Source organism: Amycolatopsis sp. 3B14 (genome assembly GCF_050958625.1).
Taxonomy (GTDB): Bacteria; Actinomycetota; Actinomycetes; order Mycobacteriales; family Pseudonocardiaceae; genus Amycolatopsis_E; species Amycolatopsis_E thermoflava.
The window spans coordinates 1-25292 of the sequence record NZ_JBHZEN010000033.1 but is presented as its reverse complement, the minus strand read 5'-3'; the positions used below and the strand labels follow the sequence as shown (position 1 = coordinate 25292).

Below are 25292 nucleotides of genomic sequence, written 5' to 3'. Positions count from 1 at the left end.
GCAAGCTTTGTGTTTTCGGCCGCCGGACCCAGCGCGGGTTGCGGCCCTGGCTCAAGGTGATCGTTGCGTGTCAGGCGACGGGATGACCACCCAGCTACCTTGGGTTCAGGGCGCTGGCGCTATGCGCCTGTTTTCCACAGGTGTGCGTAGTGGCCGTTCGCTGCCAGTAGTTCTTCGTGGGTGCCCTGTTCCACGATTCGTCCGTGGTCGAGCACCACGATCCGGTCCGCGCGAGAGGCTGTCGCCAGGCGATGTGCCACCACGAAAGTCGTGCGGCGTTTCGCCACCGTTTCCGTTGCGGCGAGGACCGTGGCTTCCGCGGACGGGTCCAGTGCGGCCGTTGCCTCGTCGAGTAGCAGCACGTCGGGGTCCACCAGTTCCGCGCGGGCCAGTGCGACCAGTTGCCGCTGCCCGGCGGACAACGATCGGCCCCGTTCGCCCACCGGCTGGTGGAAGCCCTGCGGCAGGGCGGCGATCGCGTCCACCGCGCCGACCGCCCGCACCGCGGCTTCGACCTCGGCGTCCGACGCGGACGGGTTGCCGTACCGGACGTTGTCGGCCACGGTGCCGGAGAACAGGTGCGCCTCCTGCGGCACGACGCCCATCCGCCGGTGCAGCCCGGCCGGGTCGTAGTCTCGCACGTCGACCCCGTCGATGCTCACCTTGCCGCTCGTCGCGTCGTAGAACCGCGCCGCCAGTTTGACCACTGTGGACTTACCGGCGCCGGTCGCGCCGACCAGTGCGACCGTCTCGCCCGGCGACACCTTCAGCGAAACATCCGTCAGGGCAAGGGACTCTGTGCCGGTATACGAAAAATCGACCGCGTCGAAGGCGACCTCGCCGCGGAGGCGTTCGGGCACCGGCACCGGGTCCGTGGGCGGCGGCACCGACGTCGGCGTCCGCAGCAGGTCACCGATCCGGTGCAGGCCGACCTTCGCCTGCTGGTACCCGTCGAACACCGACGACAACTGCTGGATCGGCGAGAAGAACAGGTTCAGGTACAGCAGGAACGCCAGCAGCACACCGACCGCCAGGGTGCCGTCCGCGACCCGGTTCGCGCCCGCTATCAAGACGATCGCCTCGGCGACCCCGGAAAGCAGTGTCACGAACGGGAAGTACGTCGCAACATACCGCTGGGCCCGCAGCCGCGAGCGGCGGTACGCGTCGCTCCTCGACGCGAAGTCCTCGGCCGACCGCTCCTCCCGGCTGTACGCCTGCGCGACCCGCAGACCGCTCACGTTCTCCTGCATGTCGGCGTTCACGGCGCTGACCTTCTCCCGCGCCTCGGTGTACGCCGCACTGGACAGGCGCCGGAAGATGACCGTCGCGATCACCAGCACCGGCACCACGGACAACGCGTACAGCGCCAGCGACACGTCGGTGATCAGGAGCGCCCCGGTGATCCCGATCAGCGTCAGCGCGCTGATCACCGCCTGCGCGACACCGGTCTGCAGGAACGTCGACAACGCGTCCACGTCCGTCGTCATCCGCGTCATGATCTTGCCGGAGAGCTCGCGCTCGTAGTAGTCGAGCCCGAGCCGCTGCAGGTGCGCATAGCTGCGCACCCGCAGCGAGTACAGCACCGTCTCACCGGCCCGCGCGGTGATCCGCGTCTGCGCCGCGATCACGAACCAGTCCACCGCGATGATCACCGCGCCGATCCCGGCGCACAGCCACACCACCCACGCCAGGCCGGGACGTACACCGTGGTCGACGCCCTGCTGGTACAGCGCGGGCAACGCGATCGACGCCGCCGCGTCCAGCCCGACCAGCAGCACCGCGGTGATCAGCAGCGCACGCACCGGCCGCAGCGCGGAACCCAGGCGGAACCCCGGATCGGGCGCGGTGACCGAATCCGGATCCAGCGCGGGCCGGTCCTTGGCCGGCGGCAGCTTGCGCACGCCCTCCAGTAGTTCGGCCGTCGGCGGCGCGTTGAGTGCGCTGCTCGCGCCCATGCCCCCGCCGCCCGGCATCGGCGCCGGCGCGTTCCGCTGCTGCGCCGCCTCGGCCAGCTCGTCGACCGCGTCCCGCTCGCCGGTCTCCGGCCACAGCGCGGGCGTGGTCCCGGTTTCCGGGCTCGCCACGCAGTCGCGCTTGTGCACGTTCTCCACGCCCTCGCCGGGCCCGGCGATCAGCTCGCGGAACAGCTCGCAGCGCTCCGCCAGCTCGTCGTAGGTGCCGACGTCCACCACCCGGCCGGCGTCGAGCACCGCGATCCGGTCGGCCAGTGACAACGTCGACTTGCGGTGCGCGATCAGCAACGTCGTGCGCGTCGCGGTGACCGAGCGCAGCGTCTCGTAGATCGCCGCCTCGGTGACCGTGTCCACCGCGGAGGTCGCGTCGTCCAGGATCAGCACCCGCGGATCGGTCAGCAGCGCCCGCGCCAGGCCCAGCCGCTGCCGCTGACCGCCCGACAGCGTCAGGCCGCGTTCACCGACCTGGGTGGCGTAGCCGTCCGGCAGCTCGGAGATGAACTCGTGCGCCTCGGCCGCCTTCGCCGCGGCGATCACCTCCTCGTCGCTCGCGTCCGGGCGGCCGTAGGCGATGTTGTCACGGATGGACGTGGAGAACAGGAACGCCTCCTCGAACACCACGCCGATCGCCTGCCGCAGGTCCGTCAGCTTCACGTCCCGCACGTCGCAGCCGCCCAGCCGCACGCTGCCCGAGTGCGCGTCGTAGAACCGGGGAAGCAGCAACGAGATCGTCGACTTGCCGGAACCCGCGGTGCCGACCAGGGCCAGCGTCTCGCCGGGTTCCGCACGCAGGCTCAGCCCGTCCAGGACCGGTTCCGAGCGCGTGTAGCCGAAGCGCACGTCGTCCAGCTCGATGCCGAGCGGGCCGTCCGGCAGCGGCTTCGGCTCGACCGGGTCGGTGACCTCCGGCTGGGCGTCCACCAGCTCGTACACGCGTTCCGCGCCGGCACGGGTCAGCTGGGCCTGCACCACCAGCGCCGACATCATGCGGGCCGGTCCGATCAGGCCGGAGACGTAACTGGCGAACGCGAGGAACGTCCCGAGCGTGACCTGCCCGTTGAGCGCCAGGATGCCGCCGAAGGCCAGCACCGCCACCTGCCCCGCCGCGGGCAGCGCGGACGTCGTCGCCGTGGGCACCGCGGCCAGCCGCGCCGCGCGCAGCCGCTCCGCGAACAGCCGTCGCGCGGTCTTCTCCAGCCGCGCGACCTCTCTGGTCTCCTGCCCGAAGCCCTTCACGACGCGCACGCCGGTGACGGTCTCCTCGACGTGCTGCGCCAGGTCCGCCGCCCGCTGCTGCGCCGACCAGGTCGCCGGGAACAGGCGCTTGCGGGCCATCCCCGCGACGATCGCCACCGCGGGCACCACGATCAACGCGATCACCGTCAGGCCGGGCGACATCCACAGCATCGCGGCGACCGAGAACACCGCGAAGACGACCGAGCCCGCCGACAACGGCACCACGAACAACAGCGACACGACGAGCTGCAGATCGGTGATCGCCCGCGACACCACCTGGCCGGTGCGTAGCGAGTCCTGCTTGCCACCGTCCAGCCGGGACACCGAGTCGAACACCCGCTGGCGCAGGTCGTGCTGCACGTCCAGCGCGAGCCGCCCGCCCAGGTAGCGGCGGACGAACGCGGTGCCGAACATGAGCAGCTGCACGCCGATCAGCCCCGCGACCAGCAGGCCGAGTCGCCCGGTCTGCGAGGCCACCGCGTCGTCCACGGCGACCTTCACCAGCAGCGGGCTCGCGGCCTGCAGGCCGACGCTCAACACCGCCGCGGCGAGCGACGAGACGACCAGGACCGGATGGCGCCAGCAGGCCGCGGCCAGCCGGCGGATCCATCCGGTCCCGGGGTTTTCGACAGTGCGTGGTGGTGCGACAGTCACCACGCCAGGTTATGCGTGTGGGCGCCTACGTGATGTCGCGGCGCTGGTTGGAGGCCCAGCCACCGACGAAGAACACCAGCGTCCAGGCCAGGAACACCAGCGCGGCGGCCCACCACGAGATCAGGCCCGGCGCACCGGCCGAGAGCTGCAGGCCCAGCTTGTCCCAGTGCTCGACACCACCCGGCAGGTTGATCGAGTCGATGCCGAACGCCTCCGCCGCGACACCGCCGACGATGCCGTTCGCGGTGCTGTTCGGCAGGATCGCGCCCAGCACGTCGGTGGTGTTCCACATCGCGATGACCAGCACGTTCTCCACGATCAGGAAGTACCCGATCAGCAGGATCACGGCCAGCACCACCTTGTTCAGCACCGCGCCGAACCCGATGCCGAACAGCGTCACCAGGATGTAGGCGAGCACGGTCGCGCCGAACGCCGCGAGCCACTGACCGCCGGTGGGCAACCGGTCGCTGTCCACGGTGATGGCCGTCGCCAGCGCCGACACCGCGAAGCTGAGCAGACCGTAGAGCGCGCCCCACAGGACGTAGGTGATCATCTTCGCGGTCAGCGCGGACACCCGGTTCGGCGCCGTGAGGAACGTCGTGGTGATCGTCTTGCTGTTGTACTCGCCGGCCAGCGCGAACACGCCGAAGATCGCCGGGACCAGCTGCGCGATGTTCACGCCGTGCGCGATGCTCAGCAGCCCGACCGGCAGCGCGTCGGCGGACACCCCGGCCTGCTCGGCGATGATCCGCGCGGTGCCGGAGCCGATCCAGTCGGCGAAGTCGTTGGTGATCTTGCCCCACGCGAACGACATCCAGAACGCGACCAGCACCAGCGGGATGATCAGGATCCACCAGGTGTTGAGGCTGAGCGTCTTGCGGAACTCCGCCTTGATCAACCGGCCCATCAGCCCTGTCCTCCCCAGCCGCCGTGCCCCTGCTGCGGCGGTGCTTGCTGGTAATGCTGCTGCGGTGGGTATCCCGGCGGCGGCGGGCCGCCCCAGCCGCCCTGCTGCGGGGGCTGGCCGTACGGCTGCTGCGGCGCTCCCGCGTACTGCGCTCCCGGGTACTGGGGGCTGGTCAGCTGGAAGAAAAGCTTCTCCAGGTCCGCCCGCTCCTCCTCGATCCCGTACACCGCGATCCCGGACTTCGCGACCAGGTCACCGATCTGCTGACGGGTCGCGCCGACCACCGCGACGCGCCCGTCCGGTGTCGGCTCCACCTGCGTGAAACCGGCTTCCTGAAGCGCTTTCACCAGAGCGTTCGCGTCCGCCGCCTGCACCAGCACCCGCGACTGCTGGCTGCTGCGCAGCTGGTCCAGCGGGCCGTAGTAGCGCGTGACGCCGTGGCTGATGATGACGACCTGGTCGATCGTCTGCTCCACCTCGGACAGCAGGTGGCTCGACACCAGCACGGTGCGGCCTTCGCGGGCGTAGGCGCGCAGGAAGTTGCGCAGCCACACGATGCCCTCCGGGTCGAGGCCGTTCGCCGGCTCGTCCAGCACCAGCACCTGCGGGTTGCCGAGCAGCGCGGTCGCCAGCGCGAGCCGCTGCCGCATGCCGAGCGAGAACCCGCCCGCGCGGCGGTCCGCGGCGCCGGAAAGCCCGACCAGGCCCAGCACCTCCTCGACGCGGTTGTCCGGCGCGCCGATCGCCGCGGCGTACACCTTCAGGTGGTTCCGCGCGGTGCGCTTCGGGTGGAAGCCCTCGTTCTCCAGCACTGCGCCCACGACCTGCGCCGGGTTGCCCAGCTGCTGGTACGGGCGGCCGTTGATGGTGGCGACACCCGCCGACGGCGTGACCAGGCCGAGCAACATGCGCAGCGTGGTGGTCTTCCCGGCGCCGTTCGGGCCGAGGAAGCCGGTGACCGAGCCGGGGCGGACCTCGAAGCTCAGGTTCTGCACCGCGGCGACCGGCCCGAAGTGTTTGCTCAGGTTCTGCACGAATATCCGGCCGCTGCCGTCGTGTTGCATGCGCGCCCCTCCCGGCCCGGTGAACTTGATCGCGGGCACATAGTGCCCTACTCGTGTCCGGTTCAACCCGTCCGGGTGCCGTGTGTCGGGGAGGGTGCGCACAAAGGGGCGGCCCGCTCAACCAGCCTGGGGGTCACTGGGAGCGGGCCGCCACGTACAAGCTTAGGTGGTCTCCCCGGACTTCGCTTACGCGGGGGCCCATGTTGGTCTGAAAAGTTCTTCACACGTTCGCTGGTGGGGTGGGCGGTCCCTGACGCGGGACCGCCCACCGGTCAGGCGAGGACGTCGGCCAGCGGCGTGTGCGGCAGGTCGTGTGCCTGCGCGACGGGCGCGTTGACCAGCGCGCCGTCGTGCGCGTTGAGGCCGAGCGACAGCGGTCCGTTGGCGCGCAGCGCGGCCTGCCAGCCGTGGTCGGCCAGCTGGACGGCGTAGGGGAGTGTGACGTTGGTCAGCGCGTAGGTGCTGGTGCGCGGGACCGCGCCGGGCATGTTCGCCACGCAGTAGAAGACGGACTCGTGCACGGTGTAGGTCGGGTCGTCGTGCGTCGTCGGGTGCGAGTCGGCGAAGCACCCGCCCTGGTCGATCGCGATGTCCACGAGCACGCTGCCCGGCTTCATGCGCGCGACCAGATCGGTGGAGACGAGTTTCGGCGCCCGCGCGCCCGGCACCAGCACCGCGCCGATCACCAGGTCGGCTTCCAGCACGGCCTGCTCGACGGCGAACGCGTTCGAGGCGACCGTGCGGATGCGGCCGGCGAAGTCGTGGTCGATCTGGCGCAGGCGGTCCACGTTGGTGTCCAGGATCTCGACGTCCGAGCCGAGGCCGAGCGCGATGCGCGCCGCGTTGAGGCCGGCGACGCCGCCGCCGATGACGACCACCCGCGCCGGGTGCACGCCGGGCACGCCGCCGGGCAGCACACCACGGCCGCCGCTGGGTTTCATCAGGGAGTGGGCGCCGACCTGCGGGGCGAGCCGCCCGGCGACCTCGGACATCGGCGCCAGCAGCGGCAGCGCTCCGCTGGGCTGCTGCACGGTCTCGTACGCGATGGCGGTCGTGCCCGCGTCCAGCAGGGCCTGCGTGAGCGGGCGGTCCGCGGCGAGGTGCAGGTAGGTGAACAGCACCTGGTCGCGGCGCAGCCGGGGGTACTCCTCGGCGACGGGCTCCTTGACCTTGAGGACCATCTCGCCCTCGGCCCAGACGTCGTCGGCGGTGGCCAGGATCTTCGCGCCCGCGGAGACGTACTCGTCGTCGCTGATGGCGGACCCGATGCCGGCGCCGGCCTCGATGAAGACCTCGTGGCCCCGCGCCGTCAGTTCGTGCACCCCGGCCGGGGTCACGGCGACGCGGTACTCGTGCTTCTTGACCTCGCGGGGGACGGCGATGCGCACTGCTTCCTCCTGCATCCGTGGACGTGGTGCTGACCACGGTGAACCACCCGGATGGCGGTGTCATCGTGCCTCGCCGACAATTCTCTGTCGCTCGGGTGGTGCCCGCAGGACAAGGTCTTGACCTCCACCTTGGTGGAGATCCCAGGATGATCTCCATGAGAGCGGTGTGGTTGAGGGAGTTCGGCGGGCCCGACGTGCTCGTCGCCGGTGAGGCGCCGGATCCGGTGCCCGGTCCCGGGCAGGTGCTGGTCGGCGTGACGTTCGCCAACACGACGTTCGTGGAGACGCAGTTCCGGGCTGGGCTGCCGGGGCCGTTCCGCGCGGAGCCGCCGGTGATCCCGGGCAACGGGGTCGGCGGGGTGGTGCTGGCCGGGCCCTCGGAGCTGGTGGGCGCGCCGGTGGTGACGAGCCTGAACGGGTCGGGCGGGTACGCCGAGCGGGTCGTGGTGGACGCGGCGGCGCCGTTCCGCGTGCCGGACGGCCTGGCGCTGGACGACGCGGTGGCGTTGCTGGCCGACGGCCGGACCGCGACGGCGCTGATCCGCGCGGCCGGTGTGTCGGCGGGGGAGCGGGTGCTGGTGGAGGCCGCCGCGGGTGGCGTGGGGAGCCTGCTCGTGCAGCTGGCGCGCAACGCGGGCGCGACGGTGATCGCGGCAGCGGGCGGCTCGCGGAAGACGGCGGTGGCCCGCGACCTCGGGGCGGACGTGGTGGTCGACTACACGCAGCCGGACTGGGCGGCGCAGGTCGGCCCGGTGGACGTGGTGTTCGACGGCGTGGGCGGCGCGATCGGGGCGGCCGCGTTCGGGCTGGTGCAGCGCGGCGGGCGGCACTTCAGCTACGGCCTGGCGAGCGGCGCGTGGACGGAGGTGTCCGAAGAGGAGGCCGCCGCGCGGGGCGTGGTGTTGCACCGGGGCCCGCTGGGCAGCCCGGCTGATTTGCGCGCCGCGACGGAGTGGATCCTGGCCGAGGCCGCGGCCGGCCGGGTGAAACCGCTTGTGGGACAACGCTTCCCACTGGACCGGGCCGCCGACGCGCACCGGGCGATCGAAAACCGCGCGACGATCGGCAAGACGCTGCTGGAGGTGTGACCCTCAGGCGGGACGGGCGACGGCGGTGTCCCCGACCGCCATCACCCCGGCGCGCGTCACGCGCATGATCACGCCGAACTTGTTGGCGTGCCGGTCGATCAGGTGGGTCTGCAACTCCGGCCACCGCTCCCGGCCGGACGGCTCCCAGCTGGGCACCGCGCAGCGGATGCACGGTCCGGCGTGCTCGCCGGTCACCTCCAGCGACACCTCGCCGATGTCGAGCGTCGTCCCGGTGGTCCAGTCCTCCTCGGCGAAGGCGGGGGCGTCGGTGGCCAGGTGGATGTTCGGGCGGAAGCGGTGGAGTTCGACGGGCCTGCCGAGCTCCGCCGCGAGCGCCACCAGCGACGCCTCGAACGTGACCAGCACGGTGGGGCCGCGGTCCTGCTGCCCGTCCGCCGCGCGCAGCTCCAAGGGCATGCCGAACGACCCGGCGAGCGCGTCCACCAGGTCGGGCTCGTCCCACGACCAGGACCGGCCGTCCGGCGCGTGCAGCATCGGCGGCTTCGGCGGGTCGATGACTTCGGCGCCGTACTCCGCGCCCCAGGTGAGCATCGGCGGGTTCTGGCGCACCGTCAGCACCTTCCCGCGGCGCTTCTCCCGCCCGTCGACCAGCGCGTGCGCCCGGTCGCCCGCCATGCCCCGCCCGTCGAAGCGCGCGGCGCGGACCTCCTCGCCCCGCAGCGACTTCACCGGCCAGCGGTGCAGCCCGGCAACCGTCCCCTCGAACACTGAAACCCTCCTACGACCAGCGCACGGCGACGAGCTGGACCAGCAATGCTAACCGGACGTCCGGGTCGTCCAGGTCGAGCGGGACGAGTTCGAGCACGCGCCGCATGCGGTACCGGAACGTGTTGGGGTGGATCCGCAGCGCCTGCGCCGCCGAGCGCGGGTCCCCGGGGTGGCGCAACCACTCGTACAGCGTGTCGACGTAACCCGTGCCGTTGATCCGGTCGTACTCGCGGAGCTGTTCGAGCGGCCCGAGTCCGGCGACGCCCGCCGCGGCCGCCGCGGTCGCCGTGCGGTGCAGCGCGAGCGCCGTCCACAGGCCGTCGAAACTGCCGGACGGCCCCTCGATCACCCCGGCGCGCAGCAGGCTCAGCGTCTCCTCCGCCTCCGCGCGTGACCGCGGCAGCTCGCCGATCTTCACCGCGCTGCCCGCCGCCACCCGTGGCGCACCGCGGGACGGGTCGGCCAGCGACGGCCAGTCCGCGCCGTCCGGCACGACCGTGTAGAGCAGCCCGCCGAGTTCCGTCGCGATCGGACGGCGCCCGATGCCCATCGACATCCGTTCCATCAAGGCGAGCCGCAGGCCTTCGTCGTCGCCGGGGGTGTCGACGACGACCACGCGGTGCGGTTCGTCGGTCAGCTCCAGTTCGGCGATCGCCGCGCGCGGACCGGCTTTTCCCTCCAGCACGGCACGCAGCAGTTCCGCCGACGCACGCCGCTGGGCGTCGGCGTGGGCCCGGCGGCGGAGGAGGTGCAGCGCGACGACCGGCGCGGTGTCGGCGAACGCGGCGGCGCGCTCGTCGGACACCGGCCCGCGCACGACCGCCCACATCGAACCGAGCAGTTCGCCGCCCATCCGGATCGGCACGATGAGCCGCGGCAGCGTGCCGTCCCGTTGCGCGGGCACGAAAATCGTCTGCCTGCCGCGGGACAGTTCGCGGAACACACCACGCGAGCGGAACTTCGCGAGGACGTCGTCGGGGATGCGGCGGCCCATGATTGTCGACACGCGCGCCGGGTCGGTGATGTCCTGCCGCGCCGAGTAGGCCAGCACGCGGGAGTTGGTGTCCTCGATCGTCACCGGAGCGTCGACGACCGCCGCCACCGCGTCCGCGAGCCGGAACAGGTCCGCCGAGGCCGGATCCCCCTCCAGCGACTCGGGTTCCTCCGCGGCGGCGTCCAGCACGGTGCGCAGCAACCACACCAGCTGGGCCCATGCGGTAGCCGCGCGGACCTCGATGAGCGCGATGCCGGCCGCCTTCGCCGCCCGACGGACCGGCGGCTTCCGCGCGACCGGGGGTTTGAGCAGCACCGCGGCGGCGCCGGCCGCGGCGCTGTGCCGGACGAGCTCGACCGCCGCGTCGGTGTCGCCGGTGGCGACGCCGAGGACCAGGTCGCCCGCCGCGAGCTGGGCGGGCGCGCCCGGCTCGGCGATCACCACGTCCGCCACCGCGGGGCAGGGGTCGGGCAGCTGGACCGCGTGCAGCAACGTCGGCCCCACACGGTCGACCACACTGCGGACGGACACCATTTCCGCAGGATACGGCTCGGCGGCGCGCGAGTGGCGGCGCGAGGTGCCCCCGCGCCGCCAGTCGCGGCTACCTGCTCAGCACCCTGGCCAGCACTTCCCACAACGTGGCGGCCGGGTCGGCGGCGCCGCCGGGGCACCGCCACGCCACGATCCCGTCCGGCCGCACCAGGCTGGCGCCGCCGTCGCCCAACCCGAACCGCGCGCGGAACACGCCATCGGGGTCGTCGAAATCGGCGCCGCACTCCCGGTACTCCAACGCGATGCCCGTCTCCGCGCGCACCTCCGCGACCGCGTCGCGCCAGCCGCCGGTGCCGAAGACGACCCAGCCGTGGCCGAGGAAGTCCCAGGTGGACCCGGTCGTGGTGGGCACGTGCGGCGCACGGAACCCGGGACGGCCGGACGGCTCCACCGGGTTCTCCAGCAGGTCGTCGTCCTCGGCCAGCACCGCGCCCGACCGGTAGCGGAACCCCAGCGTGAGCGCGATCTGGTCGACCGGCGGGGCCACCCCGGTCAGGTCGAGGTCCGGCACCATCCGCTCCTTCGCGTTGTGCAGCGAAGTGCTGACCACCATCTCCGCGATCGGCTTGCGCTCGGCTTCGTAGCTGTCCAGCAGCCCTGGCCCGGCGTCGCCGCGGAGCACCGCCGCCAGCTTCCACGCGATGTCGTGCCCGTCCCCGACCGCGGTGTTCCCGCCCATGCCGCCGGTCGGCGGCGTGACCTTCGCGGCGTCGCCGACCAGGAACACCCGGCCCGCCGCGAACCGGTCGGCGACCCGCGCCGCCATCTCCCACGCGCCCGTCCACTGGATCTTCGGCTCCAGGTCCGGCAGATCGGTCGCGACCCGGATCAGGTGGACCAGCCGCTCCTCCGGGAAGTCGTCGGCCGTCTCACCCGGCCCGATGTCCACCGCGCACACGTACCGGCCGGGCACGTCGGTGTTGACCAGCGCGCCGGTGAACTCCGGGTGCTGCAGGTAGAACAGGTCGGTCACGCCGGGCAGCAGCCGGTCACCGAGATCGGCGTCGAACACCACCCCGATCGACTGCGCGATGGCGCCGAGCCCGGAGGTCCCGATCCCGAGCGCCTCCCGGATCCGGCTCCGCCCGCCGTCCGCGGCCACCAGGTACGACGCCCGCACGGTGGTCTCCGAGCCGGCCCGCGAGCGCAGCACCGCGGTCACCCCGTCGTCGTCCTGCGTGAACGACACCAGTTCCGTCGAGAACCGCACGTCCGCGCCCGCCTCGCGCGCCCGCTCCAGCAGGATCGGCTCGACCACGTCCTGCCCGGCCATGCCCCACGGCGCCGCGGTCGCCGCGCTCAGGTCGATCTCCCCGAGGTCTTCGACGATCCGGTGGAACACCGGCCCGCTCAGGCTCGCGGCGACGGTGATCCGCAGCCCCCGCGAGGCGCGCTCGCTGACGCCGAGCACCTTCCGGTCGATCCCGGCGAACCGGTACAGCTCCATCGTCCGCGGCGTCTGCCCGGACGCCCGCGGGTGCAGCGACGTGCCCGGATGCCGTTCCACCGTCAGCACGTCCACGCCACCGAGCGCCAGGAACACGCTCGCGGACAGGCCACCCAGTCCGGCCCCCACGACCAGGACGTCGACTCGTTCCATGATTCCTCCTCACTGTGAAAATCCCGTTCGCCAAGTATCTTAGAATCTAAGAGATTAAGCAAGCGAGAAAAATCCACAGCGTGGGAACCGGTTGGGCGGATTGATCCGATCTGACTAGCTTCGGACACGGCGGCTTCCGCTGAACAGCCCACGCATCAAGGAGAACGACGATGACCGAGTCGCAGGCCTGGTCCTTCGAGACCAAGCAGATCCACGCCGGCGCGAGCCCCGACCCCGCCACGGGCGCCCGCGCGACCCCGATCTACCAGACGACGTCATACGTCTTCCGCGACAGCCAGCACGGCGCCGACCTGTTCAGCCTCGCCGAGCCGGGCAACATCTACACCCGCATCATGAACCCGACCCAGGACGTGCTCGAGCAGCGCCTCGCCGCGCTCGAAGGCGGTGTGGCCGCACTGGCCTTCGCGTCCGGTTCCGCGGCCACCACGGCGGCGATCCTGAACGTCGCCAACGCCGGCGACCACATCGTGTCCGGCGCGAAGCTGTACGGCGGCACCTACAACCTCTTCCGCTACACGCTGCCGAAGCTGGGTGTCGAGGTGTCGTTCGTCGAGCAGCAGGACGACCCGGAGCAGTGGCGGGCCGCCGTCCGCCCGAACACCAAGGCGTTCTTCGGCGAGACGCTCGCCAACCCGGGCAGTGACGTCCTGGACATCCGGACGATCGCCGACCTGGCGCACGAGGTGGGCGTGCCGCTGATCGTGGACAACACCATCCCGACGCCGTACCTGCTGCGCCCGATCGAGCACGGTGCGGACGTCGTCGTCCACTCGGCCACGAAGTACCTCGGCGGCCACGGCACCACCGTCGCGGGCGTGCTGGTCGACGGCGGCACCTTCGACTTCGGCGCGCACGGCGACCGCTTCCCCGGCTTCACCGAGCCGGACCCCAGCTACCACGGCCTCAAGTACTGGGAGGCCCTCGGCCCCGGCGCGTACGCGGCGAAGGCCCGCGTCCAGCTGCTGCGCGACACCGGCGCGGCGATCGCGCCGCTGAACAGCTTCCTGATCCTGCAGGGCATCGAGACGCTGTCGCTGCGCGTCGAGCGGCACGTCAGCAACGCGAAGGCGCTGGCCGAGTGGCTGGAGCAGCGCGACGAGGTCGAGCGCGTCTACTACGCGAGCCTGCCGTCGAGCCCGCACTACGACCTGGCGCAGAAGTACCTGCCGCAGGGCGCCGGTGCGGTGCTGTCGTTCGAGCTGCGTGGCGGCGTCGAGGCCGGGCGGAAGTTCGTCGACGGCACCGAGCTGCACAGCCAGCTGGTTAACATCGGTGACGTGCGCAGCCTCATCGTCCACCCCGCCAGCACCACCCACAGCCAGCTCACCCCGGAGGAGCAGCTCGCCAGCGGCGTCACGCCGGGCCTGGTGCGGCTCGCCGTGGGGCTGGAGGGCCTGGAGGACCTCAAGGCCGACCTCGAGGCCGGGTTCCGGGCGGCGAAGGCGGCCCTGTGACGCAACCGTCCACTGTGGATCTGCTGCCCGCGACGGGTGCGTGGCGGGAGGGAGATCCACCGGGACGGCGGCAGTGGGCCGCCGGCGGGCAGCTGCGGCTGGACGCCGGCGGCTCGCTGCCGGAGTACCGGATCGCGTACGAGACGTGGGGCACGCTGAACTCCGACGGCTCCAACGCGGTCCTGATCGAGCACGCCCTCACCGGCGACAGCCACGCCGCCGGTGAGGCCGGCCCGGGGCACCCCACCCCGGGCTGGTGGGACGGCCTGATCGGGCCCGGCCGCGCGCTGGACACCGACGAGCTGTTCGTCGTGGTGCCCAACGTGCTCGGCGGCTGCCAGGGTTCGACCGGGCCGTCGTCGCCGGACCCGGACGGCCGGACGTGGGGGAGCCGGTTCCCGCGGATCACGATCCGCGACCAGGTCCGGGCCGAGGCCGTGGTGGCCGACGAGCTGGGTGTCGAGCGGTGGGCCGCGGTGCTCGGCGGGTCGATGGGCGGCATGCGCGCGCTGGAGTGGGCGGCGACGTTCCCGTCCCGGGTCGCGGCGTTGCTGGTGCTCGCCGCGCCCGCCGCGTCCTCCGCCGACCAGATCGCGTGGGCCGCGCCGCAGCTGCACGCGATCACGTCGGACCCGGGCTGGCGTGGCGGCGACTACCACGACGCGCCGCCGGGCGAGGGCCCGCACCGCGGGCTGGGCGTCGCGCGGCGGATCGCGCACGTGACCTACCGCAGCTCACTCGAACTCGACCAGCGGTTCGGCCGGTCGCCGCAGGGTGACGAGGACCCGTTCGACGACGGCCGGTACGCCGTGGAGTCCTACCTGGACCACCACGCGGCCAAGCTGGTGCGCCGCTTCGACGCGGCGTCCTACGTGTGGCTGACGCGGTCGATGAACACGCACGACGTGGGCCGCGACCGCGGTGGCGTCAGCGCCGCGCTGGCCGGGGTGACCGCGCGCAGTGTGATCGCGGGCGTCGATTCCGACCGCCTCTACCCGATGCGGCAGGCGCACGAGCTGGCGGCGGGGATCCCGGGCGCGGGCGAGGCCGCGGAGATCACCTCGCCGTACGGGCACGACTCGTTCCTGATCGAGGTCGCGCAGGTGTCGGCGCTGGTGAAGGCGCTGCTGCACTGACTCCGGTCCGGTCCCGCCGGAACTCGCTCGGGTTGACGCCGCGGACCCGTTTGAACGCCGCGCTGAACCCGAACGGGTCGGCGTAGCCGACGGAGCGGGCGATCTCGCCGATGGTCGCGGCCTCCCGCGTCACCAGCCGGTCCGCCGCGAGCGTCATCCGCCAGCGGGTCAGGTAGGTCAGCGGCGGTTCGCCCACCAGGTCGGCGAATCGCTTGGCCAGGGTCGACCGCGACACGCCGGTGCGCTCCGCCAGCGCGGCGACCGTCCACGGCGCCGCCGGCTCGGCGTGCAGCAGGCGCAGCGCGCGGCCGACCACCGGGTCGCGCTGCGCGGCCCACCACGCCGGGGGCTCGCCGCCGGGCCGGTCGAACCACTCGCGCAGTGTGCAGACCAGCAGCCAGTCCAGCAGCCGGTCGAGCACGACCTGCTGACCCGGCGCGTCGACGGCGACCTCGGCGGCGAGGTGGTCCAGCACGGGGTCGGAGGTGTCCCCGGCATCGGCAACGCGCACCACGACGGGCAGCGCGTCCAGCAACCGGCGGCTGATCTCGCCGCGGACCGGGTAGGCGCCGACGATCAGCGTCGTCGCGCCGTCGCCGTGGTCGTGCCAGCCGCGCCGGTACCGCGTCCCGCCCTGCTCGGGCGTCGCGCAGAACTCGCCGCACGCGACCGGCTCGGCGCGGGTGTCCGGCTCGTCGACGAACGTGAACGTCCCGGGGCCGCGCACGATGATCGTCTCGCGGGCGCGCAGTCGCTCGGGCGCGTGGTGTTCCGGCACGATCCAGCCTTCCCCGGTGAGCACGGTGCACAGGGTCAGCGGCGCGCCGTCCACGAAGTGCAGGTTCCAGGGTGGGGACAGGGTCGTGCTGCCGAACAGCGAGCCGTGGGCGCGCACCCCGCGGATCAGATCACTGAACACGTCCACGGCGACGAGATTAGACGATCACACAGGTGATCCGGTCTTTCGACCATGTGCTCGTCCGAGCCGGCGGTGTTCAATCGGGATCATGAGCGACAGTGCGCTGACCCCCGACGACCTCGAGTTCCTCCGCCGCCCCCTGCACGGGTTCCTGACCGTGGCCGCGGGTCCGGTCCCGCCGCAGCCGCGGCCGGTGTGGTTCGAGGCCACCGACGACGGCACGATCCAGCTGTTCACCACCCCGGACTCGCCCAAGGTGCGGCAACTGCGCCGCGATCCGCGCGCCTCGATCGTCGTCGCCGCGCCGGTCGGTGAACGCGAACGCTGGGTGTCGGTCGCCGGCCGGGTCACGCTGGAACCGGATGGCGCACAGGAACTGAGCGCCCGCCTGGCCGCCCGCTACTGGGACCTCGACGACCCGGCCCGTGCCGCGGACCTCGCCGGGATCGGGGCCGAGGAACAGGTCCGCATCGTCATCCACCCGGAGACCGTGCGCCGCTACCACTACTGACGCCGTCGGGCCGCGGCCGGGACACGCCTACGTTCCGGATCAGGTCAGCGCCTCGGAGATCCACTCGGTGACCGGCAGGTCCCGCTCCAAGCACTCGGCCGACAGGCGCACCGTCCACCGCAGTGCCTGCAGCGTCAGGCTGTCCACCTCTTCGCGGTTGGCGCTCGCCAGGGCGATCTCCACCTGTTCCGCGGCGGCCTCGGTGTTGCCGTGCACCTCCGCGAGCAGCGTGCGGACGGCGGTGCGCACCGGCGGGTCGGCCTGGTCGATCGACACCTCTTCACCGGTCTCGTCGAACACCTGGACCTTGACCGGGGCGCTGCCGCCGTCACCGAGCGTGGTCACCATCGTGCTGCACTCCTCGAACAGGAGCAGCATCAGCTCGCGCGTCTCGTCCCGGCTCGACGGGGCCACCTCGTCGAGCGCGTCGTCGTCTCGGCCGAGCTGCATCGCGACGAGGGCGCGCTGCGCCCGCGAGATCAGCTGCTGCCGGTCCTGGGTCACGGGATCTATCAAAGCCGGGGAAAGGCGTTCAACGGTAGTGGGAAAAACGAGTGACGTGATGATCACGCGGCGGACTGCAGGGCGCCGAGCGCGAGGCGCCGCAGCAGGACGGCCAGTTCGTCGTCGTCCAGATGGCGGTTGTACGGCGTCGAGTTGATCAATCCGAACACGGCGTGTGCCGCCGAGCGTGCCTGGCGTTCCCCCACTCCGGGGACGGCATCGCGAATGACCTTCACCCATATCTCTACGTAACGACGTTGCAGGGCCCGCACCTGCTTGCGGTCGGCGTCGGTGAGGTTCGCGAGGTTGCGTTCCTGCACCGTGATCAGCGACGGGTGGGTGAGCGCGAAGTCGACGTGGAACTCGACCAGCTGCGCCAGCGCCTGCTGCGGATCGGCGGTCGCGTCGACGCGCGCCGTGCCGCCGTCGAGGAGGTAGTGGCTGATCGAGTTCAGCATCTCCCCGAGCATCGCGTCCTTGCTGCGGAAGTGCCGGTACAGCGCGGGGCCGGAGATGCCGACCGCCGCGCCGATGTCGTCGATGCCGACGCCGTGGAAGCCGTGCCGGGCGAACAGCTCCGCGGCCGCGCTCAGGATCTCCTCGCGGCGGGTGGCCTTCTCGCCGGTGACCAGCGGTGTGGGACTCGTCGACACGTGAACATCTTATCGAGTCAGGTTAGCGAGCGCTAACGTCCGCCTCCCGTCACCTGTTGGTAGCCGAAAAGCCTACTAAAAGGGGCTCCCTTGTGAGCATTGCACCTGGTAATCGTTCATTGAGTTGATTACTCACGGAAGGTGGTCCCCGCTGTGCTGAGAACGCTTGCAACCACCGTCGTCGCGGCCCTGGCCACGATCGGCCTGACCTCCGGGGTGGCCGATGCCGCCACCCTCGACTACGTCGCGCTCGGCGATTCCTACTCCTCGGGCGTCGGTGCCGGGAGCTACCTGGACTCGTCCAGCTGCAAGCGCAGCTCGAACGCCTACCCGGTGCTCTACGCCGGGCAGACGTCGGCTTCGCTGGACTTCCAGGCGTGTTCCGGCGCGAAGACCTCGGACGTGCTGAACAACCAGGTGAGCGCGTTGTCCGACGAGACCGATCTGGTGACGATCAGCGTCGGCGGCAACGACGCCGGCTTCGCGGGTGTCATGCAGGACTGCATCCTCGGCGGGGACTCGGGCTGCAAGACCGCGATCGACAACGCGAAGGCGTTCGTCAACGGCACGCTGCCGGGGCTGCTGGAGAAGACCTACGGCGAGATCCGGTCCCGCGCGCCGGAGGCGACGGTGATCGTGCTGGGCTACCCGCACTTCTACAAGATCGGCGGGTCCTGCTCGGTCGGGCTGTCCGACACCTCGCGCGGGTATATCAACAGCGGGGCCGACGCGCTCGACTCGGTCATCCAGAAGGAGGCCTCGGAGGCGGGATTCGCCTTCGCGGACGTGCGCCCGGCCTTCACCGGGCACGAGATCTGCTCCGGCTCGGCGTGGCTGCACAGCGTGACCTATCCGATCGACGAGTCCTACCACCCGACGGCGACCGGGCAGGCCCAGGGCTACTACCCGTCGCTGGTGGCGGCGCTCGGATGACTGTCTCCGAGGCGGCGGCCGCGTGCTGCGGCCGCCCCCTCGGTGTGTGTTCAGCCGTGCAGCGTGGGCCGGTAGATCAGCTCCTGGATGTGCCCGTCGAGTGTCCGGTGCTCGAGGAGCTCCAGGTCGAAGTCGCCCCCGCCGGCGAAGATCGGGTCCAGCCCGGTCTTGGCGGTGATCACCGGGAAGAGCGTCACGTGCAGGCGGTCGACCAGGCCGGCGGCCATCAGCGCCCGGTTCATCGACAGGCTGCCGTGTGAGCGCAGGGGCGCCGCCGACTCCTCCTTGAGTCGCCTGATGACGTCGACGGCGTCGCCGCTGACCACGGTCGCGTCCGGCCAGTCGAGGGGTTCCCGCAGCGTGGACGACACGATGGTCGCCGGCAGGTTCCGCATCCGGGTCACCCACGGGTCGCGGACGTCGGAGTCCTCGGTGCTCTCGGCCAGCATCTGAGCGAACGCCCGGTACGTGTTGGCGCCGAAGACGATCCGCGGCTCCTCGTCGTACAGGGCGAGGCGGCGTTCGAGCAGCTCGGGGCCCTGTTTGCCCCAGTAGCCGGTCCAGTCGCCGCCGGCCGCGCCGAAGCCGTCGAGGCTGGTGAAGACGTCGAAGGTGTAGGTGGCTGTCATGGTCGCCCTCCTCGGGTTGCCGGTCTCTCACCTCTACGTCGCGCGAACCCGCCGCTGTTCGACACCTCCCGCACCCCGGATCTGGACACCGCACGTTAGTAGTGGTTAACATCGGTACCGGTGTTAACGACTACTAACCACGTCCGGCGTCGGATGAGGAGGGTCATGGACTTCCCGGTGCTCGGCACCTCCGCGGACCCGCGAAGCGAGCAGTACGCCCGGAACGCGACCGCGCACGCGGAGCTGGTCGAGGATCTGCGCAAGCGCTTGGCGGCCGCCCGAACGGGTGGCCCCGAGAAGGCGCGTGCCCGGCATGTGGAACGCGGCAAGCTCCTGCCGCGGGACCGCGTGGACGCGCTGCTCGACCCGGGCTCACCGTTCCTGGAGCTGTCGCCCCTGGCCGCGAACGGGCTGTACGACGACGAGGCCCCCGCCGCCGGCATCATCACCGGCATCGGGCGGGTCTCCGGTCGCGAGTGCGTCATCGTCGCCAACGACGCGACCGTCAAGGGCGGCACCTACTACCCGATGACGGTCAAGAAGCACCTGCGCGCGCAGGAAGTCGCCCTGCACAACAACCTGCCGTGCATCTACCTGGTCGACTCGGGCGGCGCGTTCCTGCCGAAGCAGGACGACGTGTTCCCGGACCGCGAGCACTTCGGCCGCATCTTCTACAACCAGGCGACCATGTCCGCGCGCGGTATCCCGCAGATCGCGGCCGTCCTCGGCTCGTGCACCGCCGGTGGCGCGTACGTCCCGGCGATGAGCGACGAGGCCGTCATCGTCCGCAACCAGGGCACGATCTTCCTCGGCGGCCCGCCGCTGGTGAAGGCCGCGACCGGCGAGGTCGTCACCGCCGAGGAGCTGGGCGGCGGGGACGTGCACGCCCGCCAGTCCGGCGTCACCGACCACCTCGCCAACGACGACGCGCACGCCCTGTCGATCGTCCGCAACATCGTCGCCACCCTCGGCCCGCGCAGCCCACGCCCGTGGGAGGTCCGCCAGGTCGAGGCGCCCGCGGTCGACCCGGAGCAGCTCTACGGCGTCGTGCCCACCGACTCGCGCACCCCGTACGACGTGCGTGAGGTCATCGCGCGCATCGTCGACGGCAGCCGCTTCAACGAGTTCAAGAAGGAGTACGGCGCCACCCTGGTCACCGGTTTCGCGCACATCCACGGCCACCCGGTCGGCATCGTCGCGAACAACGGCGTCCTGTTCGCCGAGTCGGCCATGAAGGGCGCGCACTTCATCGAGCTGTGCGACAAGCGCTCGATCCCGCTGGTCTTCCTGCAGAACATCAGCGGGTTCATGGTCGGGCGGGACTACGAGGCCGGCGGCATCGCCAAGCACGGCGCCAAGATGGTCACCGCCGTGGCGTGCGCCCGGGTGCCGAAGCTGACCGTGATCATCGGCGGCTCGTTCGGCGCGGGCAACTACTCCATGTGCGGCCGGGCGTACTCGCCCCGCTTCCTGTGGATGTGGCCCAACGCCCGGATCTCCGTCATGGGCGGTGAGCAGGCCGCGTCGGTGCTGGCGACCGTGCGCCGCGACTCGATCGAGAGCCGCGGCGGCGAGTGGCCCGCCGAGGAGGAAGAGGCGTTCAAGGAGCCCATCCGCCGCCAGTACGAGGAGCAGGGCAGCCCCTACTACTCGACCGCGCGGCTGTGGGACGACGGCGTGATCGACCCGGCGGACACCCGCACGGTGCTCGGGCTCGCGTTGTCGGTCGCGGCGAACGCGCCGCTGGAACCCGTCAGCTACGGCGTCTTCCGGATGTGAGGGGCATGTTCGACACAGTCCTCATCGCCAACCGTGGCGAGATCGCGGTTCGCGTCATCAGCACCCTGCGGCGCCTCGGCATCCGCTCGGTCGCGGTCTACAGCGACGCCGACGCCGATGCACGGCACGTGCACGAGGCCGACACCGCGATCCGCATCGGGCCTGCCGAGGCGACCCGCAGTTACCTGTCCATCCCGGACATCGTGCGCGCCGCCGTGGATTCCGGAGCGCAGGCCGTCCACCCGGGCTACGGGTTCCTCGCGGAGAACGCCGAGTTCGCCGCCGAGTGCGAAAAGGCCGGGCTGGTCTTCATCGGCCCGCCGGTGAGCGCGATCGACGCCATGGGCGACAAGATCCGGGCCAAGGCCACGGTGTCCGCCGCAGGCGTGCCCGTGGTGCCCGGTCTGTCCGATGTGGACGACTTCGCGAAGGCGGCCGACGAGGTCGGGTACCCGTTGCTGCTCAAGCCCTCCGCCGGCGGGGGCGGCAAGGGCATGCGGCTGGTCACCGAGCCCGGTGAGCTCGCGGCCGCGGTCGAGTCCGCGCAGCGCGAGGCCCGCTCGGCGTTCGGGGATGACCGGCTGCTGCTGGAGCGGTTCGTCACCACGCCGCGGCACATCGAGATCCAGGTCCTCGCCGACACCCACGGCACGGTCCTGCACCTGGGCGAACGCGAGTGCAGCCTGCAGCGGCGGCACCAGAAGATCGTCGAGGAGGCGCCGTCGGTGCTGCTCGACGAGGAGACCCGGGCCCGGATGGGCGCGGCCGCCGTCGAAGCGGCCCGCTCGGTCGGGTACGTCGGCGCGGGCACGGTCGAGTTCATCGTCTCCGCGCGCAAGCCGGACGAGTTCTTCTTCATGGAGATGAACACCCGGCTGCAGGTCGAGCACCCGGTGACGGAGATGGTGACCGGCCTCGACCTCGTCGAATGGCAGGTGCGGGTCGCCGCGGGCGAGCCGCTTTCCCTTACCCAGGACGACATCCGGCTCAACGGGCACGCCGTCGAGGCCCGCGTCTACGCCGAGGACCCGGCGCGCGGGTTCGTGCCGACCGGCGGCACCGTGCTGGCGCTCGACGAGCCGCGCGGGCAGGGTGTCCGGGTCGACTCCTCGCTCACCGAGGGCTCGGTGGTCGGCTCGAACTACGACCCGATGCTGGCGAAGGTCATCGCGTGGGGCCCGGACCGGGCGTCGGCGCTGCACCGGCTGGACCGGGCGCTGGCCGGGACGTCCGTGCTGGGCGTGCCCACCAACGTGACGTTCCTGCGCGCCCTGCTCGCCGATCCCGACGTGCAGGCCGGGAAGCTGGACACCGGTCTCGTCGAGCGTCGCCTGGACGAGCTGGTCGAATCGGCGGTGCCGGCGGAGTTCTTCGTCGCCGCCGCGATGGACCGGCTGCTCGGCCTGGTGCCGGAGGACACCTCCGATCCGTGGGCGGTGCCCAGCGGGTGGCGGCTCGGCGGGCCGGGCGGCGTCACGTTCCGGCTGCGGGCCGGGGACGCCGAAGCGCTCGTCACGATCGAGGGTCCGCCGGACGCCGCGCAGGTCACTGTGGACGGTGGCGAGCCGATCCCGGTTTCCGCGCGGCGCAACGGGAACCGGCTCGAAGTGCACTACGACGGCGAGTTCCGCCGGTACCTGCGAGCCGACGCGCCGCAGGACCGGGTGTGGCTCGGCCGCGACGGGCACGGCGTGGTGGTCGGCGAGCGGCCCAACCTGCTCGCCACGCACGGCGACGCGAGCGAGGCCGGTCCGGTGGTCAGCCCGATGCCCGGCACGGTGCTGGTGGTCAAGGTCGCGCAGGGCGACGTGGTGAGCGCGGGCGCGCCGCTGCTGGTCGTCGAGGCGATGAAGATGGAACACACGCTGGTCGCTCCGGTCGACGGCGTGGTCGAGGAACTCCGCGTCCAGGTGGGCCAGCAGGTGGCCCTCGACGAGACGCTCGCGGTGGTCAAGGAGCAGAAATGATCGACTTCCGGCTCGGTGAAGAGTACGAGGCGCTGCGCAAGAGCGTGCACGACTTCGCGCAGAAGGAGGTCGCGCCCGTCATCGGCGGCTTCTACGAGCGCGAGGAATTCCCGTACGAGATCGTGCGGGGCATGGCGCGGATGGGCCTGTTCGGGCTGCCGTTCCCGGAGGAGTACGGCGGCATGGGCGGCGACTACTTCGCGCTGTGCCTGGCGCTGGAGGAGCTCGCGCGGGTCGACTCGTCCGTGGCGATCACGCTCGAAGCGGGTGTGTCGCTGGGCGCGATGCCGTTGTTCCGCTTCGGTTCGGCGGAGCAGAAGGAGAAGTGGCTGCCGTCGCTGTGTTCCGGGGAGGCGCTGGGCGCGTTCGGGCTCACCGAGCCCGGCGGCGGTTCGGATGCGGGTGCGACCCGCACCACGGCCCGGCTCGACGGCGACGAGTGGGTGATCAACGGCAGCAAGTCGTTCATCACCAACTCCGGCACCGACATCACCCGGCTGGTCACCGTGACCGCGGTGACCGGGGAGAAGCCCGGCGGTGGCAAGGAGATCTCGGCGATCATCGTGCCGTCCGGCACGCCCGGGTTCACGGTGGCGCCGAAGTACTCGAAGGTCGGCTGGAACGCCTCGGACACGCACGAGCTGTCGTTCGACGATTGCCGGGTGCCCGCGGAGAACCTGCTCGGCGAGCGTGGCCGCGGGTACGCGCAGTTCCTGTCCATCCTGGACGAGGGCCGGGTCGCGATCGCCGCGCTGAGCGTCGGGCTCGCGCAGGGCTGTGTCGACGAGTGTCTGCGGTACGCGGGGGAGCGGGAGGCGTTCGGGCACCGCATCGGCGAGTACCAGGCGATCCAGTTCAAGATCGCCGACATGGAGGTGCGCGCGCACACCGCCCGGCTGGCCTACTACGCCGCCGCGTCGAAGATGCTGCGTGGTGAGCCGTTCAAGAAGGAGGCTTCGATCGCGAAGCTGGTCGCCTCGAACGCGGCGATGGACAACGCCCGCGACGCGACGCAGATCTTCGGCGGCTACGGGTTCATGAACGAGTTCCCGGTCGGACGGTTCTACCGGGACGCGAAGATCCTCGAGGTGGGTGAGGGCACGAGCGAGGTGCAGCGGATGCTGATCGCCCGTGAGCTGGGTCTTCGTTGAATCCGGTGAACTGAGGCAACCTGGGGCGCCCCCTGCGCGTGTACCGCCCGGACGAGCCGGGACGGCTGAGCAGGGGGCGCGGTGGACGAGGATTTCGCGGAGTTCGTGCGGGCGGCGTTGCCCGGGCTGCTCCGTTACGGTCACTTGCTGACCGGCAACCCCCATGACGCGGCCGACCTGGTGCAGATCGTCCTGGAGAAGATCGGCGTCCGCTGGGGGACGTTGCGCGGTGCGGAGAGCCCGCTGCCGTACGTGAAGCGCGCCATGGCGAACACGCACGTCAGCAGGTGGCGCAGCAGGCGGCGGGAAAGCCTGGTCGCCGACATCCCGGAACCGCCCCCCTACACCCCGCCCGACCGGCTGGAAAACGAGCCGTTGTGGCAGGCGCTCGCGGCTTTGCCGCCGCGGCAGCGGACCGTCGTCGTGCTCCGGTACTACGAGGGGCTGTCCGAAGCCGAGATCGCCGATGCGATGCGGATCAGCCCCGGGACGGTGAAGAGCCAGGCCAGCAAGGCGCTGGCCAGCCTGCGCGGGAAGCTGGGGAGCCTGGTGGGGGTGGGTGACGAGTGGTGAACCTCGAGGACGAACTGAGCCGGCTGTTCGAGGATGAGCGCCTCGACGTGCCCGTCCGGCCCGGCGCGGAGCTGCTGGTGGTGGCCGGCGCCCGGCGACGCAGGTACCGGCGCAACACGGTGGTGGCGACCGGCGGGGCGTTGACGCTGGTCGCGGTCACCGCGGTGGGCATCGCCCTGTCCGGCGTGGGTGGGGGCCGCACGGACACGCTGCCCGCGACGAACCTCCCGGTGACGACGATCGCGACGACGGCAGGCTCGGAAACGGGTTTGCCGCCGGTCGCGACCAGCTCCAGCGTCCCGCCGCCGCAGTCGTCGACGGGGGTGACGAGCGTGCCGAGCGTGACAGGTTCGCAGAGCCCGTCCCACAGCCCGTCGCGGAGTTCCAGCACACCGACCGGATCCGCACAACGCCCGGCGTCCACCGACCCGACGATCGGCCCCACCGGCTGGGGCAGGCTCGCACTGGGCATGAGCGAGGCGGACGCGGTGGCGACGGACGAGTTCGACATGAGCGAGGGCTACTCGGGCAGCCCGTGCCACAGGTACTGGCTACGCGGAGGCGGAACCCCGGTCGACATATCACCCACCTACGGGGTGGCCCGCATCAACGCGAAGCCCGGCGTCACCACGCCGGAGGGAATCGGCGTCGGCTCGACGGACGCGGAAGTGATGGCGGCCTACCCCAACGCGACGACCGCCAATTACGTCATCACCGCACCAGTGCCGGGAAACCCGAACGCGGTCTACGTGTTCAACACGGACCCATCACAAAAGATCTTCAGCCTCCGCCTGGAACTGACAACACACAACTGCTGAACCGCCACGAACAACCCGCCGCCCGGCAACGAAAGAAGACCGACCACGCACCAGACCTC

21 protein-coding genes are annotated in these 25292 nt (G+C 71.5%); 10 read left to right on the top strand and 11 right to left on the bottom strand.

Annotated features, from left to right (window positions below; all coding sequences use genetic code 11):
• Positions 1–119: 119 nt before the first annotated feature.
• The 4 genes from ACCP09_RS19945 to ald all read right to left on the bottom strand — a co-directional run bounded on the left by ACCP09_RS19945 (position 120) and on the right by ald (position 7222).
• On the bottom strand, positions 120–3866 hold the full coding sequence (locus tag ACCP09_RS19945) for an ABC transporter ATP-binding protein (RefSeq protein WP_433748769.1): 3747 nt from the start codon (positions 3864–3866) through the stop codon (positions 120–122).
• A 22-nt stretch (positions 3867–3888) separates the two neighbouring features.
• Positions 3889–4770, bottom strand: coding sequence for an ABC transporter permease (locus ACCP09_RS19940; RefSeq protein ID WP_027934188.1), 882 nt, complete (start codon positions 4768–4770; stop codon positions 3889–3891).
• Positions 4770–5834 carry an ABC transporter ATP-binding protein gene (locus ACCP09_RS19935; RefSeq protein ID WP_433748765.1) on the bottom strand — a complete coding sequence of 355 codons (1065 nt, stop codon included), beginning with the start codon at positions 5832–5834 and terminating at the stop codon, positions 4770–4772. The genes ACCP09_RS19940 and ACCP09_RS19935 overlap by 1 nt, the downstream gene beginning before the upstream one ends.
• Positions 5835–6106: 272 nt before the next feature.
• On the bottom strand, positions 6107–7222 hold the full coding sequence (gene ald / locus ACCP09_RS19930; protein WP_237340030.1) for an alanine dehydrogenase: 1116 nt from the start codon (positions 7220–7222) through the stop codon (positions 6107–6109).
• Positions 7223–7377: 155 nt separating this feature from the next.
• On the opposite strand from ald, the gene ACCP09_RS19925 reads away from it, so the two are divergent.
• On the top strand, positions 7378–8310 hold the full coding sequence (locus ACCP09_RS19925; protein ID WP_433748759.1) for a zinc-binding dehydrogenase: 933 nt from the start codon (positions 7378–7380) through the stop codon (positions 8308–8310).
• Positions 8311–8313: 3 nt separating this feature from the next.
• On the opposite strand, the gene ACCP09_RS19920 is transcribed toward ACCP09_RS19925, so the two are convergent.
• The 3 genes from ACCP09_RS19920 to rdmE form a co-directional block, all read right to left on the bottom strand.
• Positions 8314–9039 carry an MOSC domain-containing protein gene (locus tag ACCP09_RS19920; RefSeq protein WP_433748756.1) on the bottom strand — a complete coding sequence of 242 codons (726 nt, stop codon included), beginning with the start codon at positions 9037–9039 and terminating at the stop codon, positions 8314–8316.
• 10 nt (positions 9040–9049) lie between these two features.
• Positions 9050–10567 (bottom strand): PucR family transcriptional regulator, encoded by a 1518-nt coding sequence (locus ACCP09_RS19915; RefSeq protein WP_123684961.1) that lies wholly within the window; start codon positions 10565–10567, stop codon positions 9050–9052.
• A 67-nt stretch (positions 10568–10634) separates the two neighbouring features.
• Complete coding sequence (gene rdmE, locus ACCP09_RS19910) at positions 10635–12185, bottom strand: aklavinone 12-hydroxylase RdmE (RefSeq protein ID WP_433748752.1); 1551 nt, start codon at positions 12183–12185, stop codon at positions 10635–10637.
• Positions 12186–12355: 170 nt separating this feature from the next.
• On the opposite strand from rdmE, the gene ACCP09_RS19905 reads away from it, so the two are divergent.
• Positions 12356–13660: a bifunctional o-acetylhomoserine/o-acetylserine sulfhydrylase gene (locus ACCP09_RS19905; RefSeq protein WP_027934195.1), complete on the top strand. Its 1305-nt coding sequence runs from the start codon at positions 12356–12358 to the stop codon at positions 13658–13660.
• 14 nt (positions 13661–13674) lie between these two features.
• Positions 13675–14796: a homoserine O-acetyltransferase MetX gene (gene metX, locus ACCP09_RS19900; RefSeq protein ID WP_433748772.1), complete on the top strand. Its 1122-nt coding sequence runs from the start codon at positions 13675–13677 to the stop codon at positions 14794–14796.
• On the opposite strand, the gene ACCP09_RS19895 is transcribed toward metX, so the two are convergent.
• On the bottom strand, positions 14717–15721 hold the full coding sequence (locus ACCP09_RS19895) for an AraC family transcriptional regulator (protein WP_123684964.1): 1005 nt from the start codon (positions 15719–15721) through the stop codon (positions 14717–14719). The genes metX and ACCP09_RS19895 overlap by 80 nt on opposite strands.
• Positions 15722–15803: 82 nt before the next feature.
• Here ACCP09_RS19895 and ACCP09_RS19890 point away from each other — a divergent pair, with 82 nt between their 5' ends.
• On the top strand, positions 15804–16226 hold the full coding sequence (locus ACCP09_RS19890; RefSeq protein WP_378336955.1) for a pyridoxamine 5'-phosphate oxidase family protein: 423 nt from the start codon (positions 15804–15806) through the stop codon (positions 16224–16226).
• Between the two features lie 39 nt (positions 16227–16265).
• Here the strand turns inward: ACCP09_RS19890 and ACCP09_RS19885 are convergent, their stop codons facing one another.
• Both ACCP09_RS19885 and ACCP09_RS19880 read right to left on the bottom strand, forming a co-directional pair.
• Positions 16266–16676, bottom strand: coding sequence for a hypothetical protein (locus tag ACCP09_RS19885; RefSeq protein ID WP_228685343.1), 411 nt, complete (start codon positions 16674–16676; stop codon positions 16266–16268).
• Positions 16677–16792: 116 nt separating this feature from the next.
• Positions 16793–17383, bottom strand: coding sequence for an SACE_7040 family transcriptional regulator (locus ACCP09_RS19880; RefSeq protein ID WP_027934200.1), 591 nt, complete (start codon positions 17381–17383; stop codon positions 16793–16795).
• A gap of 153 nt (positions 17384–17536) precedes the next feature.
• Here ACCP09_RS19880 and ACCP09_RS19875 point away from each other — a divergent pair, with 153 nt between their 5' ends.
• Positions 17537–18316 (top strand): SGNH/GDSL hydrolase family protein, encoded by a 780-nt coding sequence (locus tag ACCP09_RS19875; protein ID WP_027934201.1) that lies wholly within the window; start codon positions 17537–17539, stop codon positions 18314–18316.
• A gap of 50 nt (positions 18317–18366) precedes the next feature.
• On the opposite strand, the gene ACCP09_RS19870 is transcribed toward ACCP09_RS19875, so the two are convergent.
• Positions 18367–18945, bottom strand: coding sequence for a dihydrofolate reductase family protein (locus ACCP09_RS19870; RefSeq protein ID WP_027934202.1), 579 nt, complete (start codon positions 18943–18945; stop codon positions 18367–18369).
• A 165-nt stretch (positions 18946–19110) separates the two neighbouring features.
• Here ACCP09_RS19870 and ACCP09_RS19865 point away from each other — a divergent pair, with 165 nt between their 5' ends.
• From ACCP09_RS19865 to ACCP09_RS19845, 5 genes are all read left to right on the top strand, one after another.
• Positions 19111–20724, top strand: a complete 1614-nt coding sequence (locus tag ACCP09_RS19865) for a carboxyl transferase domain-containing protein (RefSeq protein ID WP_017984665.1) — start codon at positions 19111–19113, stop codon at positions 20722–20724.
• Positions 20725–20729: 5 nt separating this feature from the next.
• Positions 20730–22691, top strand: a complete 1962-nt coding sequence (locus ACCP09_RS19860) for an acetyl-CoA carboxylase biotin carboxylase subunit (RefSeq protein WP_433748745.1) — start codon at positions 20730–20732, stop codon at positions 22689–22691.
• Positions 22688–23842 (top strand): acyl-CoA dehydrogenase family protein, encoded by a 1155-nt coding sequence (locus ACCP09_RS19855; protein WP_027934204.1) that lies wholly within the window; start codon positions 22688–22690, stop codon positions 23840–23842. Before ACCP09_RS19860 ends, ACCP09_RS19855 begins: the two co-directional genes overlap by 4 nt.
• Positions 23843–23923: 81 nt before the next feature.
• A complete protein-coding gene (locus tag ACCP09_RS19850; RefSeq protein WP_020420459.1) occupies positions 23924–24415 on the top strand; it encodes a SigE family RNA polymerase sigma factor in 492 nt (163 codons plus the stop codon).
• On the top strand, positions 24412–25233 hold the full coding sequence (locus tag ACCP09_RS19845) for a hypothetical protein (RefSeq protein WP_433748740.1): 822 nt from the start codon (positions 24412–24414) through the stop codon (positions 25231–25233). Before ACCP09_RS19850 ends, ACCP09_RS19845 begins: the two co-directional genes overlap by 4 nt.
• Positions 25234–25292: the final 59 nt, after the last annotated feature.